We start from the raw sequence: 15,564 nt of genomic DNA, 5'->3' as shown, positions 1-15,564 counted from the left end.
AATTCAGGGTGTTCATGAGGCGCTCCAGCCCAGAGCGAACAGGGTTTCCCCTGGCAGATCGAAGCGGACGCGCCCGTTCTGGCAGGTGAAAGGCGCGTCGCGGCTGCGGTTGTCCGCGCCGAAGTAACGCAATGAGCCTTTGAGCAGCGGGCAGGTGATGCCGGCCAGGCTCACCTGCTGCAAACGCTTGCCTTTGTTGACCCCCAACAGGCTGCGTTTGACGTCGTCGGCCATCGCCAGTACGTCGACTTCGAAGGCGTTGTTTTCCATTTGCATCACGTTAGCGAGCCAGTGCTGCTGAATGAACTGCTGGGCAAAACCCACCGGTTTCAATTCGAAGTGATCGTCGCCGAGGACTTTCAACATGCCCTTGGGGTAGTTCGGTTCATCGGCGGCCTGGAACCAGTTGAGCATTTCCAGTAAGCCGTCCTGGGACGAGTTGATGACCACAGATGCCCACCACAGCGAGGCGAAATGCGTGTCCTGATCATAGGGGCTCAGGCTGGAACCGCTGGACATGTTGGTCTGGTCCAGCAACAAGGCTTTGCGTGGCCGGCCCTTGCCATCGAGGCCAACCAGATCGGCGGCGCGGCGCACGCTGTCACGGTAGACCCGGGTCGCCAGCAAGTCGCGAATCATCCATTCGTGCCAAGCGAGGGCATCGACGTTATCGCCCGATTCCGCCAGCAAACGCCGGGCCCAATCGATACCGCGCTTGTCGGCGGCGTTGTCGGCGAACGGACCGTTGACCAGTCGTGAACTGGCCGGCATGGCGATGCGCACACCGGCCTTGGCATTGGCCGGATTGCTGCGCACTTGCCGGGCCATGCTATTGAAAATGCTTTGGTACTGGGCGTAGCTCGAATAGTTGAGATTCGGCTCGTCAGCGAAACCGATGTAGTGCGTGCCCTTGCCACCGAGGGCGCGGGTCGAGGCGAGCCAGGCGTCGAGGCCGGTGTTGCTCATGGTGTCGGCGCGCAAATCGGCCTGGCGCTGGCTGCCGGCCAACAGCGTGATGTCTTGATAAATGCCGAAGCGGTCCTGATACACCTGGCGGAACGCATCTTCGTACTGCGGCTTTTTCGCGGTGACGTCGACAAAGGTGTAGTAGGCGCCGGCTTGCGGCTTGAGCGCATCGAGCACCGCATAACTGGAGGGCGGCGGCATCACGTAGGGCAGGGCGATGCCGAGGTTCGGCGTCGGGCCGAGCACGTCTTTGCCCAGCGTCAGGCGCACATCACCTGCGTCTTCGCGCAGCGGTTTGAGCTGCTGCGGGTCCTGGGCGAACAGGTTGGCGGTGCCGTCGAGCCAGAACGCGACTTTGCCGCTGCCTTGCAGGCGCAGGCGCCACACTTGTTCGTTTGAGGTGACCGGTAACTCGACCTGATCGAACTGCCAATAGGCCCGATAAGGTTTCAGCGCCACCGACACCTGTTTGCCGTCGCTTACCCGTTGCGCTTGCAGGACGCTGACGCCGCCGTGGAACTTACCGGCCAGCACCGCGTGTTCACCCGGCGCGACCTTGAAAAACAACTCGTCGCCGTCATGGGTTTCGGCGCTGAAATGCACCTTGGCCGGGGCGAACAGCGCCACGGTGCTGTCGTCGTGTTCAACCTTGTAGCGGCGAAAGCTGTAACCCGGAATCTCCAGTTGATAGCTGGCGGCGTTTGGCACCAGCGGCCAGCTCTGGGTGCCGCTCAATTCACTGGCGGCAATCTTGCGTTCAGCCTGAAGCTTGCCTTTGCCGTCGAGCAGGTACAGCTGTTCTTCGTTGGCATCCGCTTGCCACGCCGGAGTCCAGCGCACCGTCAGCGTGTCGGGACGCTCCGGTTGCAGGTACAAGCTGCCGTCGCGAATGTCCGCCCAGCGCATCGGCCCGGCGTAGGCGTCGAGGGAAAGACCCAGGCTCACCAGCAGCGCGAAATGCCTCATGCCGATTTCCGTTGCAGCATCAGCAGCATCGGTGCCACGTCGCTGGGCAGGATGATCAGGGTTTGCCACACCGGCACGCCGCTCAAGCGGCAGTACATGACCAGCAGCGCGATGGTGACCGCCAGATAAGCGATGGACGAAGCGGCCGCCGCGCCGACGATGCCGTATGCCGGGATCATGATCAGGTTCAGCGCCAGATTCAGCAGGGCGCCAAGGCCCATCAACAGTGAGATGGTGCCGGGGCGGTTTTTGCCCAGCAAATCGAGGCGCAGGATGCTTGCATAGCACAGGCCGAGCAGGCCCGGCAGCAATGCCAGCAACGCCGGATACGCCGGTTGATACGCTGCGCCGAACAGCGTGACGATCAGCCATTCACCGATCACCGCCATGGTCAGGCAGGCGCCGAGCATCACCGTCGCGGTCAGGCGCAGCGCCAGCGGCGTGACCTTGTCGATGCCTTCTTCCTGTTGCAGCAGGCGTTTCATCAGCGGCGTGGTGACCGCTTCCGGCACGATCAGCAGCAACTCGGCGGCGGCGCTGGCCATGGCGTAATGACCGAGCGCGGTACTGCCGAGCAGGGCGCCGATGAACAGGTAATCGGAACGCAGGATCACTTGCTGGAACAACAGATCCGGATGGCTGCGAGCGCTGTAGCGCAGCAGTTCGTTCTGGCTGGCGCGGTCCCATTGCAACTTCAGCGGTTGATCACGTTTGAGCCAGACCCAGCCCGCCAGCACCACCAGGCTGATCCCCGCCAGCCAACTGATCAGCGCCGCTTCGAGGGCCGACTCTTTCCACATCCAGAACAGCGCGAGGAACAGCAACAGCGGCGCCAGGGATTCCACCAGGCGCAAGGCGTTGAACGCGACCACGCCGCCCGAGGCGTTGTGCAGTGTCAGCAACCCGCTTTTGAGCACGGTCAACGGCACCGCCAGCAACAGCAGCCAGGCGAGCAGGCCCAGTTGCGTGGTGATGTCGAGTTCGCTGCCGAATTCGCGCACCAGCGCCACCACCAGCAAGGTCAACATTGCCGCCAGCAGACAGCCGAACACCAACACTTGGCTTAGCAGCAAACCCATCGGCCGCTGCTTGGCCGCTTGATACCCGACCGCCGAGTTCAGCCCGCCGCTGGTGGCGGCGCTGATCAGGTCAGGCAGGGTGCTGAGCAGGGCAAACAAGCCGCGTTCACTGGGGCCGAGAATCCGCGCCAGCAACACGTTGCGCAGCAAACGCAGCGCAATCATCGCCAGTTTGGTGCCCATGCTCAGGGCGAGGTGCTTGAGGTAATGGCTACGGCTCATGCGCGGGCCCCGCGATACAAACGCCATGACAGCAGTTGTGGGTTGCGCGCCACGCGTTGGCTGACGCCGAAACGCGGCAGGTTCAAAGGGTCTTCGCTGCCGCGATAAATCCCGGTGCCGGTGCCCAATGCAAACGGGAAGTCATGCAAGGCGACCTGATCGCGCACTCGCGCATCGTTGTCGCCGTTGGGGTAGCAATAGACCGGCAACGGCCGGTTGCAACCGTGTTGCAGGGCATCGCGGCTGCGGCTCAGCTCTTCATGCAAGCGTTGATCGTCGAGGCCGGTAAGGATTGCGTGACTGGCGCCGTGCGGGCCGAAACGCACCAACCCGGAAGCTTCCAGCGAACGCACCTGATGCCAGTCCAGCGCCTGGGGCAACGACTCGTCCGGGCAGGCATCGGTCAGTTGGTTCAACGTCATCGGGCTCAGGCTTTTCAGGCTTTGCAGAAAATGCAGCAGCGCCAGGCTGCGGCGTTCCTCATCCAGTTCCGTGAACGGCACCGGCAAGGGGCGGCCAGCCTGTTGCAGTGACTCGATCAAGCGCACTCGGGCGGGCTCACCGTGGCTGCCCCACAAGGTTTCACCGATGCTTTCCCACCAGAACCGCTGACGGCTGCCGATGAAATCGGTGGAGAGGAAAATGCTCGCCGGCACTTGGTATTTTTGCAGCAGCGGGTAGGCATTCACCGCGTTGTCACGCCAGCCGTCATCGAAGGTCAGGGTGATTTTCGGCCGGTCCGAGCGGATTTTTCCCAGGTGCAGAATCTCCATCAGCGGCACGCAATCGAAGTGTTTTTTCAGCCACGCCAGCAAGTGCTCGAACGCCTTGGGCCCGACGCACAATTCATTGCGGTGGGGCAGGGCGGCGGCCTGATCGTCGGCCAGCACCCGGTGCAACATCAGGATTACCCCGGCGCCTTGCAGCTGACTACGCCCGACCGGCGAATTGAGGTAGAGCCAACCACTGGTGCGCTTTAGTAATTGTTTGATCGCCATGGCTCAATCCTTTCAACGATTCTGTTCGGGGTTCCACTGGGCGTACCGTTGGCCGCGCAGGAACTGCCACAGGCCGATGCTCATACCGGCCAGCGTCACCAGCAGGAACGCCGCGAGGCGAAAGGGCTTGGGCAAGCGGTGTTGCGAATCCAGCAGGCCGGCGATGGCAATGGCATAACCAATCAGTTGCGCGATCAGGCTCAGGCGATAAAAACCGTGGTCGTCCCACAGCCAGAAATTGCTCAGCAGCAACGGCAACAACAGGATCGGTGCCAGACGCCGGATCAGCTTGTGGCTGATCAAGGCAATCGAATACAGGCCATGCTTGAGCGGATTGAGCAGCTCGCTGCGCTGCGCCAGGCTTTGCAGGCCGCCGACGGTGACACGCTGGCGGCGACGGAATTGCTTGTCGGCCTCATCGACGCCCTGGTCGATCACTTGCGCCTCGGGCACATAGACGATGCGTTTGAAGGCGACCGGCGCGCAGGTACTGATGAAGAAGTCGTCGTTGACCTCCGCCGGCACGTTCTGGAACAGCTCGCGACGCAAGGCCAGCAACGCGCCGTCAGCGGAAACCATGCAACCGGTGCGATTCTCGACCCGGCGCAGCCAGCCTTCGTAATGCCGATACAGGCTGTCGCCGACGCTCAGGCCACCGCCCGTCACGGGGATCACCATGTGCCCGGCACAGGCGCCGACCTGCGGATCGCTCAGCGGTGCGAGCAAATGGCCGAGGGTGTCGCGCGACCATTGGTTGTCGGCGTCGGTGAACACCAGAATGTCGCCGGTGCTCAGCGCCACGCCGGCATTCAGGGTCGCGGCTTTGCCCTGGCGCGGCAGGTCGAGCACGGTAATGCGCGGGTCAATCACATTGCGTGCGCAGGCCACCGTGTCATCGGTCGAGCCGTCGCTGGCCAAAATGATCTGCAGCGAGGCCGGCGTGTAATCCTGGGCGAGCAGGGTGCGCAACTTGTGTTCGATGTGCCGCGCTTCGTTGTGCGCGGCAATCACTACGCTCACGTTCATCGGTTCCGGCGCGCCATGACGGCGCGCCGCGAACAGCGGCGACAACAGCGTCAGCAACAAGGGATAACCGAGGTAGGCGTAAACCGGGAGCAGCAGGCACAACCAGAAAATGAATTCAGCCACGGGCGGGCCTCCTGGCATTCCAATGACACAGGCTGAGAACGAGCGCGGCCCCGGCCAGGTGCAGGCGCACCCAGTGCAGGCCCCAGAGTTGCAGGGTCAGGCCGACGTCGCGGTGTTTGCGGCTCTGGCGCAGGCTCATGATCAGCGCCGGCACGGTGGTGATGGTCAACATGACCGCCGCGTGATGCGGAAAGCCGTCGCACAGGGCAGAGATCGCCAGCAAATCGAGAAACCAGGCCCCCAACGACAACAACGGAAAGCGCAGCAGTCGCAGGCTCGCGCCATGGGTGCGGAGCAATTGCACGTGGCTGCTCTGGCGCCACATTTCCTTGCCCATCCACTCGCGCCAGTTCATTTCGTAACCCCAATGCAGGGCCACGCATTCATTGACTGCGAGAATCCGCGCGCCGGTCTGGTGCAGACGCAGGGTGAAGTCCTTGTCCTCGCCGGTGCGCAGGCTTTCGTTGAAGCCATCGACCTTGTCGAACCAGCTGCGACGCATCAGCAGGTTGGAACTGGGCAACCAATCCACCTTACGCAGGCTCTGACTCGCAGGGCGCAGTGTGCGGCGCTGCCAGGCCGTGGCGTACCACGGCGCTGCGGCCGGGGTGTGCAAATCCAGGCCGAACACATCGGCCTGCCCCTTGCTTTCGAGAGCGACCAGTCGCGTCAGCCAGTCTTCGGGCATCTCGACGTCGGCGTCGATGAACGCGAGCCATTCACCGGTGGCGATGGCGACTCCGCGATTGCGCAGGGCGCCGATCAGGATCCCCGGCTGCTCCAGGACTTGCGCACCGAATTGCCGGGCAATCTGCGGGCCTTCATCGTGCGAGCCGTTGTCGACCACGATCAGCTCGCAATCGAGGCCGGCCGCGTGGGCGGCTTTTTTCGCGGCCAGCAAGGTGCGGGCAATGTGGCGCGCTTCGTTGTACATCGGAATCACAATGCTGATTCGGCTCATGCCTTGGCCTCCCTTGGCGGGCTTTCTTCGGCTTTCACACGCAGTACGCTGGTCAGGGCGAGCATGATCCACACGTACTTCTGGTTGGGCGCACTGAGGAACATCAGGAACAGGGTCAACGACAGAAAGCTCATCGCCAGGTGCGTCATCAAGTCCGCTTGCTCGCGGTTGGCTCGCTGCATCCAGATGCGTCGGGCGCGGATCAGGTTGTACAAGCCGAGGGCGAGCATGCCGACGAACAGCAGGCCGGCGGGAATCCCCAGTTCACTGAAGATTTCCAGGTAGGTGTTGTGGGCGCGGCGGTACAGGTCGCCGATTTTGCGGTTGGCCGAAAACGCCTTGGCGTAACCGGTGGTGGCGTAGTGCAGCGGGAAGGTGCCGGGGCCGGAGCCGAGCAGCGGGTTCTCGCGGATCATCGCGCTGCCGACCACGATGTACGAGGCACGGCGGCCGAGGGATTCGTCCTGACTCTTGGCCCCTGCGCTCAAGATACTCAGGGACTGGATGCGGGCGATGTAACCGGCGGGCATTGCATAAATGGCCAGGGGAATCACGATCACCACGGCGAGCATGGCAAACCCCAGATGCCGTGGGCGGATCCGCGTCAACTCGGTGCGGTAGTGCCAGGCACCGATGATCAGGCTGAGAAACAACACCACCAGCCCGGAGCGCGATTCGGTCTTGGTCATGCCACCGAGCAACAGCAGGCAGCAACCGCCCCAGAACAGACGATGCAGCAGGTTCGGGCTGCGGATCACCAGCCACAGGCCGAGCGGCACGGCGAAGGCGATCAGCATGGCGAAGGCGTTCGGGTCTTCGAGCAACCCGGCGGCGCGCCCCTGATCCTGATATTTGCTGGAGAACATTGCCAGCACGCAGGTCATCGTGACGCTGGCAGTGACCAGTTTGGCGAACAGATCGAGATTCAAGTCCCGCCCGATCATCAGAGTGATCACAAACAGAATCAGGCCAACACTCAACTCCCGCAGATGCCCCAACGACATGCCCATGTCATCGGTGTTGAGCAGGCTGAGCAGGTACAGCACCAGAAACCAGATCAGGTAGCGCCAGGTATTACTGCGCAGGCGCTCGGACGGAATCTGCCGCAGGGCCAGTTGCAGCATCAGGATCACCGCCAGTGACGCGCCGATGAACTTGGTGCCCGACAGCGAACTGTCCTTGAAGAACCCTTCGAACGGCACCAGCGCCGCGATGCCGAGCAGACCCCAGGTGGGTTTGCGGTACAGCAACGCAACACCGACCAGACCCAGCACCGCCCCCGGCGCCAGAAAAGGATAAGGACTGGCCAGCAAACCGAGGCAGACAAGGCCGAGCAGACTGACGATCGAGAGCGGAAAGATCACGCGCGTGCCTCCCGTGCAGTACGGATATAAAGCTGCGACCAGCGTTCGGCCAGGGCCTTGAGGTCGTAACGATCCAGTTGGGTACGTTTTGCGTTGTCGATCAATTGCGCAGCCAGTGCCGGTTCCATCAGCAAGGTGTCGATCTGGCGGGCGAGGGCGGCGCTGTCGGCGGGCGTTGCCAGCAAACCGTTGTGCCGGTCTTGCAGCACATCGGGAATGCCGCCGACGCCGAACGCCACCACCGGCACTCCGGCCTGCATCGCTTCAAGCAGAATCATTGGCGTGCCTTCGGTGCGCGAGCTGATCACCAGCGCATCGAGTTGGCGCCACCACCGCCCCATGTCGGTCTGATAACCCGGCAAGGTGATGCGCGTTTGCAAACCGGCGGCGTTGATCCGTGCCAGCAGCGTTTCCCGCTCCGGGCCGTCGCCGAGCATCACGGCGTCCAGTTGCGGGTGTTGCTGACACAACGGGATCAGCGCATCGAGAAACAGGTCCGGACCTTTTTCACTGCTCAGGCGCCCGACGTATCCGGCCAGCCAACGCTGACGGTCAACGTTGGGTGACCACTGCGTGGCAGCGGCGGGCAAGCCATTGGGAATCACCTGCAACTTATCGGCCCGCACACTGGCCTGACGGCACAGCGTGGCGATGCTTTCGGCGACGCAAACCACACGATCCACCGAGGCGGTGCGGCACAGTTGCAGGCTCAGCCAGGTGTAGAACTTCTGCTTGCGACTGCGCGGAGTGAAACCGTGCTGGGTGATTACCAGCGGCAAGCGCAACAACGTCGCGCCGACCCAGCCAAACAACAGGCCTTTGAAATTGTGCGTATTGATCAGCGGTTTTTCCCCACGGCGCTGACGTAAATGCGCGAGCAACTCCCCCAGCCCGGCGCAACCACGGCAGTCCACCCCGGCCTCGCGAAACCGGGCGATCAATGCGGGCGGCGCATCGAGAAACAGCACTTGGTGCTGCCCCGGCGTCGCCAGGCAGTGGTCGAGCAGCATCCGCTCAGCCCCATAGAACCCACCGCTGCTGAGCAAATGAATGATCGGCAGGGCGGTGGCAGGGTTGAGCGGCGCGTTCAATTGCGCACCCAATGCACGAGGCGTGGCACGGACCAGTTCTTGTGTGGGTTGATCGGCTCCACGCTTTGATCGTTGATCACCAACAGCACCGGCAAGCCCAATTCGTGGGTGATTTGCGCAGGCGCCTTGAAGCGGTGATCGAAGAACTCACGCACGTAGACCAGGGCAATCGCCAGCAGCAGACCGGTGAGCAAGCCGAACGGGATGATCAGGAACGGCTTGGGAAACGCCGCTTCGGTCGGTTCGTACGGCGGGCTCAGGACTCGGGCGTTGGACAGGTCGTTGTCCAGCGAACGGGCGGTGCTGCTTTCGGCAAAGCGCTGGGCGTAGGTCGAGAACGCGGCGTGCAGGGCGTCGATCTCGGTGTCCATCTGCCGCAGTTTGCTCTGGGTTTCCTGCAACTGGTGGATGCGGTTCTTGAACTCGGCAATGCGCGCGGTCTTCTGGTCGATCACCGAGCTGACAATCGCCAGGTCGTTGGTGCGTTCCTGAATCCGGTTGCTCACCACTTTCAAAAACTGCTGGCGGGTGCGAGTGATCTGCTCGCGGGTCAGCAACATCGGTTCACTGCTGGGCTGGAAGATGGCCAGGTCGTTCATGTAGCGGCTGACCTGGTTGGTCAGTGCCTCACCCATCTGTTTGATCTCGCGATCTTCAAACGCCACGTTGTCCACGGTGGTGGTGAAGGTGTAGGGGAAGGTGTAGTCGTTGAGCTTGTTATTGCTGGCGGCGGCCAGACTGGTTTTCAGGTAGTCGAGCCAGCGTTGGCTTTGCAGGCGGCGGTCCTGATACAGGTTGAGCGCTTGCTCCTCGGTGTTGATCGCGTTGAGGCGGAAGGTGATTTCTTCCTTCGGATCGGACGAGCCGACGCCTTCGAGCAACGCCAGCCGGGTGCCTTCCAGGCCATCAAGGCGCACCTGATATTGGTGCTTCTTGGTTTCGTAGAAGGTTTGTGGCAGGTCGATCGATTGCAGTTCCTGACGGCTGGCCAGGTAGTTTTGCAGCAAGGCCGCGACAAACTGCGTGCCTTGATGCGGATCACCGAAGCTGTAGATGATCGAGATCACGTTGGAGCCCGGCAAGGTTTCAATCTTCAGTTTGTCGATGGCTTCCTGGGTCAACGTATCCAGCGTGGTGTCGCGCACCGGATCGGTTTCCATGCCCAACGCGGTTTTCACCGGGTTGATCACGTACTCACGCAGTGGCGAGGTGATGAAGCGTTTGATCGGTTGCAGCACCAGTGTGTTGAACACGCCGGGGGCCGGGGTGTACTCGCCCTTGTCGCGCAACTCGCTGATGGTCTGCCGGATCAGGGCCGGGGAGCGCAGGATATTGCTCTCGGTTTCCATGTCCGCCAGCGAGGGTGGAATGAAGGTGGCGTTGTCCACGGTCAGTGACGTGGTGGCGTCACCCTGGGAAAGTTTTTTCGACTGCACGATGACTTGCGCGGTGATGTCGAAGCTCTGTTTGAGCACCAGCGGCAAGACCAGGGCGATCACTGCAAAGACCAGGAATACCCGCTTCACCAACTGCTTGTTGGCAAAGAAGATCCTGAAGAACTCGTGCAGGTAGTTTTCCTTTGGATTCATGTCAGGTCACCTGAGAGTCAGTTGTTGTTATTGCTGTCTTTGTTGTCGACGCGGTAGCCGAAGCTGAAGCCCACACCCTGGAACAACACGACGTCTGCCAGTTGCCGCGCAAGCTCACCGGCGCTGGCCAGTTTGGTCTTGGGCACGAAGAGCATGTCGTCCGGTTGCAGGTAGGCGATTTGCGAAGCATCGCCGGCCAGGGCTTTTTCCACGTCATAATGCACGGCCTTAACCTGATTGCCGTTGCGGCGCATGATCACCACCGAATCGAGCCGTGCCTTGGCATTGCTGCCGCGTGCCAGCGTCAGCGCTTCAAGCACCGAGACCGGCCGGCGAATCGGGTAGGAACCCGGTTGGCCGACTTCGCCCAGCACATAGATTTCGTTGCCGGCGGTGGACTTGAGCAGTACGTCGACGGTCATCCGTCCTGGCAGATCGGCGTAGCGTTTGTTGAGGAAGGTTTCCAGTTGATTGACGGTCATGCCTTGCAGTGGCACGGCGCCGATTTCCGGGAAGCTGGCATAACCGTCGGTGCCAACAGTGATCTCCCGGCTCATGCCGGTAGCGGGGTGGTTCAGGGCACTTTTGAGGTTGGATTCGTTGCTCAGCGGGCTGATCACTTGCACGGTCAACTGGTTGCGGTTGGGCTGGAACAGCTGTTTGCGCTGATACGCCCGCTGGATTTCCTCACGCGCCTGCTCGCTGGACAGCCCGGCGATCTTCACTGAGGTGTTGGCGCCTGGCAGTTCGATGGTGCCGTCAGGCAACACCAGTTGATTGCCGTTGAGCTGGCTGGCGGCGGTGAAGTTCAGGCCGATCTGGTCACCGGACTGGATGCGGTAGGCGTCCGAGCCGCTGGTGCTGATGTGGAAGATCACGTCCAACACGTCCTGTGGCCGCAAGGTCTGTTCGACCTTGGGCATGTCGGTGGCCTGGGCGTTGGCCGGTGAGGCCGTGAGGATCTGCACTGGCATTTGGGTTTCGGTCGAATTGCTGGTGCAACCTGCAAGCGGCAGCAACAGCAGGACAAGCATTCTGGCGTTCATGGCGTCATCCTTTTCTGGTTGCTTACAGGTTTTTGTACAGCCATTTCGGCATGTAGTACTTGCGACGGTTGAACACGCTGCCGACCATTTTTGCGCCGGCCTGGGTCAGGCGCTGGACCGCGGCTTGTGCCACTTCCCAGCGGGTGTCTTCCGCGCGCACGACCATGATCACGCCGTCCACCTGCGTGCTGATGACCAGGGTGTCGGCGGCGGAATACACCGCGTCGGCGTCGATCACCACAAAGCGATACTGGCTGCCGAGCTGATCGAGCAACGGGCTCATGCTTTCGGCAGTCAGGTGTTCATTGCCGCGGGCATAACGGCCGTTGGGCAAAATGTCGAAGGGCAGGCTGGCGACGTTCACCACACAGTCCTGCAGCATCGGTGGGCTCTGGTTGTTGAACATCAAGTCGCGAAAGCCGCGTTCCTTGGTCAACCCCAGTTGCTGCGTGAGGTTGTTCGAGGACTGGCTGGCGTCGACCAGCAGCACCTGGCCGCTGCTCATCTGGGCCAGTTGACTGGCCAGTGCCAGCGCGCTGGTGGTGGTGCCCGCGCCGGGGTTGGCGGCGGTCAGCAGTAGGATCCGCAGATCTTGATCCAGCACGGTCGAAGTCAGGTTGGACTCGCTCGGGTTGGCGATACTCAGGCTTTTGGTTGATGAACCGTCCATTTAACTCGCTCCGTGGCCGCTGAATACTTTGAAGGGGGTTTTCAACAGGATCTTCAGATCAAGCAAGAGGCTCTGCTCGGCGATATAGCTGAGATCCAACTCAACGCGCTGGTCGAAGTCGATATTGCTGCGCCCGGAGATCTGCCACAGGCCGGTCATGCCGGGGTAGATGCTCAGGCGTGCGAGGTGGTTATCCTTGTAGCGGTAGGCGTTGAACGAAGTAGGCCGTGGGCCCACCAGGCGCATGTCGCCGGTCACTACATTGATCAGGTTTGGCAGCTCATCCAGGCTACTGCGCCGCAGGAATCCACCGATGCCGGTGATGCGCGGGTCCTTGTCGATCTTGAAGTCGATGGCGTCGGCGCCATGCTTGTTCAAGTGTCGCAGGGACTCTTTGAGCTCCTCGGCGTTGGCCACCATGGTGCGGAATTTGTACATGCCGAAGGCGCGACCGCGGTAGCCGGTGCGTTTCTGCACGAACATCACCGGCCCCGGGCTGCTGAACTTGATCGCCAGCGCCAGGCCCAGCAGTACCGGCGAAATCAACACCAAGATCATCAACGCACCGAGGCAGGCGACCACCCGGTTGGTGCGTGACAACGTCCAGGGTCGACCGCCGTCACGGCCAGTCATCCAGCCACGCCCCTGCATGTGAATAGCCGCATCCATGCGAATCCGGTGCTCGGGATCGAGGCGTTTGTCCCTGCGCATTTGTTTGAGGGGCACACCTTTTTCATGTCCAGTCATAGAGTCCTCCGCTGAAGTTCAGCCGCAAGCGGCGCGTGGGCGATAGGCAGTTGGTAGTAATCGCGGAACCAGGCGATGAAACGCCCGAGTCCTTCATCCAGCTCGATACAAGGCTGAAATCCGGTAGCCCGCGCCAGGTCACTGGCGTCGGCGCAGGTATTGAGGACGTCGCCCGGCTGCAAGGGCAGCAACTCGACGATGGCCTGTTGACCAAGGTGTTTTTCCAGCAGTGCCAGGTAGTCCTTGAGTTCCACCGGGTGCTGGCCGCCAATGTTGTAAATGCGCCACGGCGCCATGCTGCTGGCCGGGTCCGGTTGCTCGCGGTCCCATTCAGCGTTGGCCTGCGGTGGGCGATCGATCAGACGGGCGATGCTTTCGATGATGTCGTCGATGTAAGTGAAGTCGCGCTGATGCTGGCCGTAGTTGAACAGCTTCAGCGGCTGGCCCTCGGCGATGGCGCGGGCGAACTGGATTGGCGACATGTCGGGCCGGCCCCAGGGCCCGTACACCGTGAAAAACCGCAGCCCGGTGCAGGCAATGCCAAACAGGTGGCTGTAGCTGTGGGCCATCAGTTCATTGGCTTTCTTGGTCGCGGCATACAGCGAGAGCGGGTGATTGACGCCGTCCTGCACGGAGTACGGCGTGTGCTGGTTGGCGCCGTACACCGAACTGGACGAGGCGTAGATGAGGTGTTGAACCGGGTGCCGGCGGCAGCTTTCGAGAATGTTGAGGAAACCGCTCAAGTTGCTGTCGAGGTAGGCCCGAGGATTCTCCAGTGAGTAACGCACCCCGGCCTGGGCGGCGAGGTGGATCACCACCTCGGGTTTTTCACGGGCGAACAGGGCTTCGATGGCCGACGTATCGGCCAGGTCCACCGTTGCGAGCTGGAAAGGGCCGACCTGCTCCTGCACCCAATCGACGCGATCGCGCTTGAGTTGCGGGTCGTAGTAATCGTTGAAGTTATCGAGGCCGAACACCTGGTGCCCGTCGCGCAACAACCGCAACACGCAATGGGCACCAATAAAACCGGCCGCTCCGGTGACGAGGATCTTCATGGGCGCGGCGCCTCGGGTGCAATGTGTCGCAAACCGATACCGCTGTAGTGCAAGCCGGCGGCAGCGACGTGCTCCGGGTTGTACAGGTTGCGACCGTCGACGATCACCCGCGAACGCAATTTGCTCGCCAGCAGGTCGAAGTCGACCACGCGGAAGTTCTTCCACTCGGTGCAGATCACCAGCGCATCCGCATCTTCCAGGGTGTCGTCGCGGGTGGCGCATAAATGCAGGTCTTTGCGATAACCGTAGAGACGCCGGCATTCGGACATGGCTTCCGGATCATAGGCCTGTACCGTCGCGCCTTCGGCCCACAGGGCTTCCATCAGGTAACGGCTGGGCGCTTCGCGCATGTCATCGGTGTTGGGTTTGAACGCCAGGCCCCAGATCGCGATGGATTTACCGGCCAGTCCATTCGGGAATTGTGCCTTGAGCTTGCCGAAGAGAATGTGGCGCTGGGTGTCGTTGACGTCGGTGACACTGCGCAACAGGCGCAGCGGCATGCCATTTTGTTCGGCGGTGTGCAGCAGGGCGCGCAGGTCTTTGGGGAAGCACGAGCCACCGAAGCCGCAGCCTGGGTAGATAAAGTGGTAACCGATGCGCGGGTCGGAACCGATGCCCCGGCGCACCGCTTCGATGTCAGCCCCCAGCAGTTCGGTGAGGTTGGCCAGTTCATTCATGAAACTGATGCGCGTGGCGAGCATGGCGTTGGCGGCGTACTTGGTCAGCTCGGCGCTGCGGTTGTCCATGAACATGAGCTTTTCATGGTTGCGGCAGAACGGCGCGTAGAGTTCGCTCATCTGGCTGCGGGCTTCATCGTCGAGCGTGCCGACGATGATCCGGTCCGGGCGCATGCAATCGGCCAGGGCACTGCCTTCCTTGAGAAACTCCGGGTTGGACACCACCCGCACATTCAGCGCGCTCTTGCCACGGCGCTTGAGTTCTTCGTTGGCGGCGGCAGCCACCTGGTCCGCGGTACCGACCGGTACGGTGGACTTGATGATGAAGGTGCGATCGGCCTCCATATGGTTGGCGATCTGGCGGGCGACACTCAGCACATGGCTGAGGTCAGCGGAACCGTCTTCATCGGCGGGCGTGCCCACGGCGATGAAAATCAGCTCGGCGTGTTCGACCGCATCGCTGGCCTGGGTGGTAAACAGCAGCCGACCGGCCTTGATGTTCTCTTCCAGCGTGCTGGAAAGCCCCGGTTCGCTGATCGGTGGCACTGCTTGTTGCAGTTGTTTTATTTTATTTGGATCAATGTCGACACACAGGACGCGATGTCCGACATCGGCCAGTGCCGCTGCTTGTATCAGGCCAACATAGCCCGTACCAAATACGCTCACGTCCATATTGGCGTGCCTCGTAAGACGGTTGAGATAACGAAAATAAGACTGTCAAAAGGGGTATAGCCCAGCGTTGGGAAAGCGTGTCAGCAAAATGACATTCTCTTGTGGTAGCCAAACCCCCATTTTGGGGGCCAAATGCCATCAAGTGCTTGTCGGTGCTGGATTTGTCGCGGTTTTGAGGGGTTTTTAAGGACCTGAAGAAAACGATGGACGGTCTAGTGCCTTGAAAGTCCGGGGAATTTTCCCCACAAGTGTGTCAGATTTGAGTCAACGTTTTTTTGACGCTTTGCGTAAAAGTCCGACAATTCTTGCGCT

Annotated in this window: 13 protein-coding genes; all 13 read right to left on the bottom strand. The window is 61.5% G+C overall.

Annotation, left to right across the window (positions count from 1 at the left end):
• Positions 1 to 12: 12 nt before the first annotated feature.
• Genes H8F22_RS01965 through H8F22_RS01905 form a run of 13 tightly spaced genes read right to left on the bottom strand, consistent with a single transcriptional unit; the run spans position 13 to position 15,252 of the window.
• Positions 13 to 1,932, bottom strand: a complete 1,920-nt coding sequence (locus H8F22_RS01965; RefSeq protein WP_194939707.1) for a hypothetical protein — start codon at positions 1,930 to 1,932, stop codon at positions 13 to 15.
• On the bottom strand, positions 1,929 to 3,233 hold the full coding sequence (locus H8F22_RS01960) for a lipopolysaccharide biosynthesis protein (protein WP_194939706.1): 1,305 nt from the start codon (positions 3,231 to 3,233) through the stop codon (positions 1,929 to 1,931). The genes H8F22_RS01965 and H8F22_RS01960 overlap by 4 nt, the downstream gene beginning before the upstream one ends.
• On the bottom strand, positions 3,230 to 4,231 hold the full coding sequence (locus H8F22_RS01955; protein WP_194939705.1) for a polysaccharide deacetylase family protein: 1,002 nt from the start codon (positions 4,229 to 4,231) through the stop codon (positions 3,230 to 3,232). Before H8F22_RS01955 ends, H8F22_RS01960 begins: the two co-directional genes overlap by 4 nt.
• Before the next feature lie 12 nt (positions 4,232 to 4,243).
• The gene (locus H8F22_RS01950) at positions 4,244 to 5,380 is read right to left on the bottom strand and encodes a glycosyltransferase (RefSeq protein WP_027921362.1); all 1,137 of its coding nucleotides are present in this window, start codon (positions 5,378 to 5,380) and stop codon (positions 4,244 to 4,246) included.
• Positions 5,373 to 6,341 carry a glycosyltransferase gene (locus tag H8F22_RS01945; RefSeq protein WP_027921361.1) on the bottom strand — a complete coding sequence of 323 codons (969 nt, stop codon included), beginning with the start codon at positions 6,339 to 6,341 and terminating at the stop codon, positions 5,373 to 5,375. Before H8F22_RS01945 ends, H8F22_RS01950 begins: the two co-directional genes overlap by 8 nt.
• Positions 6,338 to 7,705: an O-antigen ligase family protein gene (locus H8F22_RS01940; RefSeq protein WP_027921360.1), complete on the bottom strand. Its 1,368-nt coding sequence runs from the start codon at positions 7,703 to 7,705 to the stop codon at positions 6,338 to 6,340. The genes H8F22_RS01945 and H8F22_RS01940 overlap by 4 nt, the downstream gene beginning before the upstream one ends.
• On the bottom strand, positions 7,702 to 8,796 hold the full coding sequence (locus H8F22_RS01935; RefSeq protein WP_194939704.1) for a glycosyltransferase family 4 protein: 1,095 nt from the start codon (positions 8,794 to 8,796) through the stop codon (positions 7,702 to 7,704). Before H8F22_RS01935 ends, H8F22_RS01940 begins: the two co-directional genes overlap by 4 nt.
• Positions 8,793 to 10,385 carry a GumC family protein gene (locus H8F22_RS01930; RefSeq protein ID WP_059181112.1) on the bottom strand — a complete coding sequence of 531 codons (1,593 nt, stop codon included), beginning with the start codon at positions 10,383 to 10,385 and terminating at the stop codon, positions 8,793 to 8,795. The genes H8F22_RS01935 and H8F22_RS01930 overlap by 4 nt, the downstream gene beginning before the upstream one ends.
• Before the next feature lie 17 nt (positions 10,386 to 10,402).
• Positions 10,403 to 11,431, bottom strand: coding sequence for a polysaccharide biosynthesis/export family protein (locus H8F22_RS01925; RefSeq protein ID WP_027921357.1), 1,029 nt, complete (start codon positions 11,429 to 11,431; stop codon positions 10,403 to 10,405).
• A gap of 22 nt (positions 11,432 to 11,453) precedes the next feature.
• Positions 11,454 to 12,101 (bottom strand): CpsD/CapB family tyrosine-protein kinase, encoded by a 648-nt coding sequence (locus H8F22_RS01920; protein ID WP_027921356.1) that lies wholly within the window; start codon positions 12,099 to 12,101, stop codon positions 11,454 to 11,456.
• Positions 12,102 to 12,848, bottom strand: coding sequence for a sugar transferase (locus H8F22_RS01915; protein WP_027921355.1), 747 nt, complete (start codon positions 12,846 to 12,848; stop codon positions 12,102 to 12,104).
• Entirely contained in the window at positions 12,845 to 13,903 is a 1,059-nt protein-coding gene (locus H8F22_RS01910; RefSeq protein ID WP_194939703.1) for an NAD-dependent epimerase, read from the bottom strand. The genes H8F22_RS01915 and H8F22_RS01910 overlap by 4 nt, the downstream gene beginning before the upstream one ends.
• A complete protein-coding gene (locus H8F22_RS01905) occupies positions 13,900 to 15,252 on the bottom strand; it encodes a UDP-glucose dehydrogenase family protein (RefSeq protein WP_027921353.1) in 1,353 nt (450 codons plus the stop codon). Before H8F22_RS01905 ends, H8F22_RS01910 begins: the two co-directional genes overlap by 4 nt.
• Between the last annotated feature and the right edge of the window lie 312 nt (positions 15,253 to 15,564).

Origin of the sequence: Pseudomonas mucoides, assembly GCF_015461845.1 — a bacterium.
Classification (GTDB): Bacteria; Pseudomonadota; Gammaproteobacteria; order Pseudomonadales; family Pseudomonadaceae; genus Aquipseudomonas; species Aquipseudomonas mucoides.
This window is presented reverse-complemented; position numbering and strand designations above follow the sequence as displayed.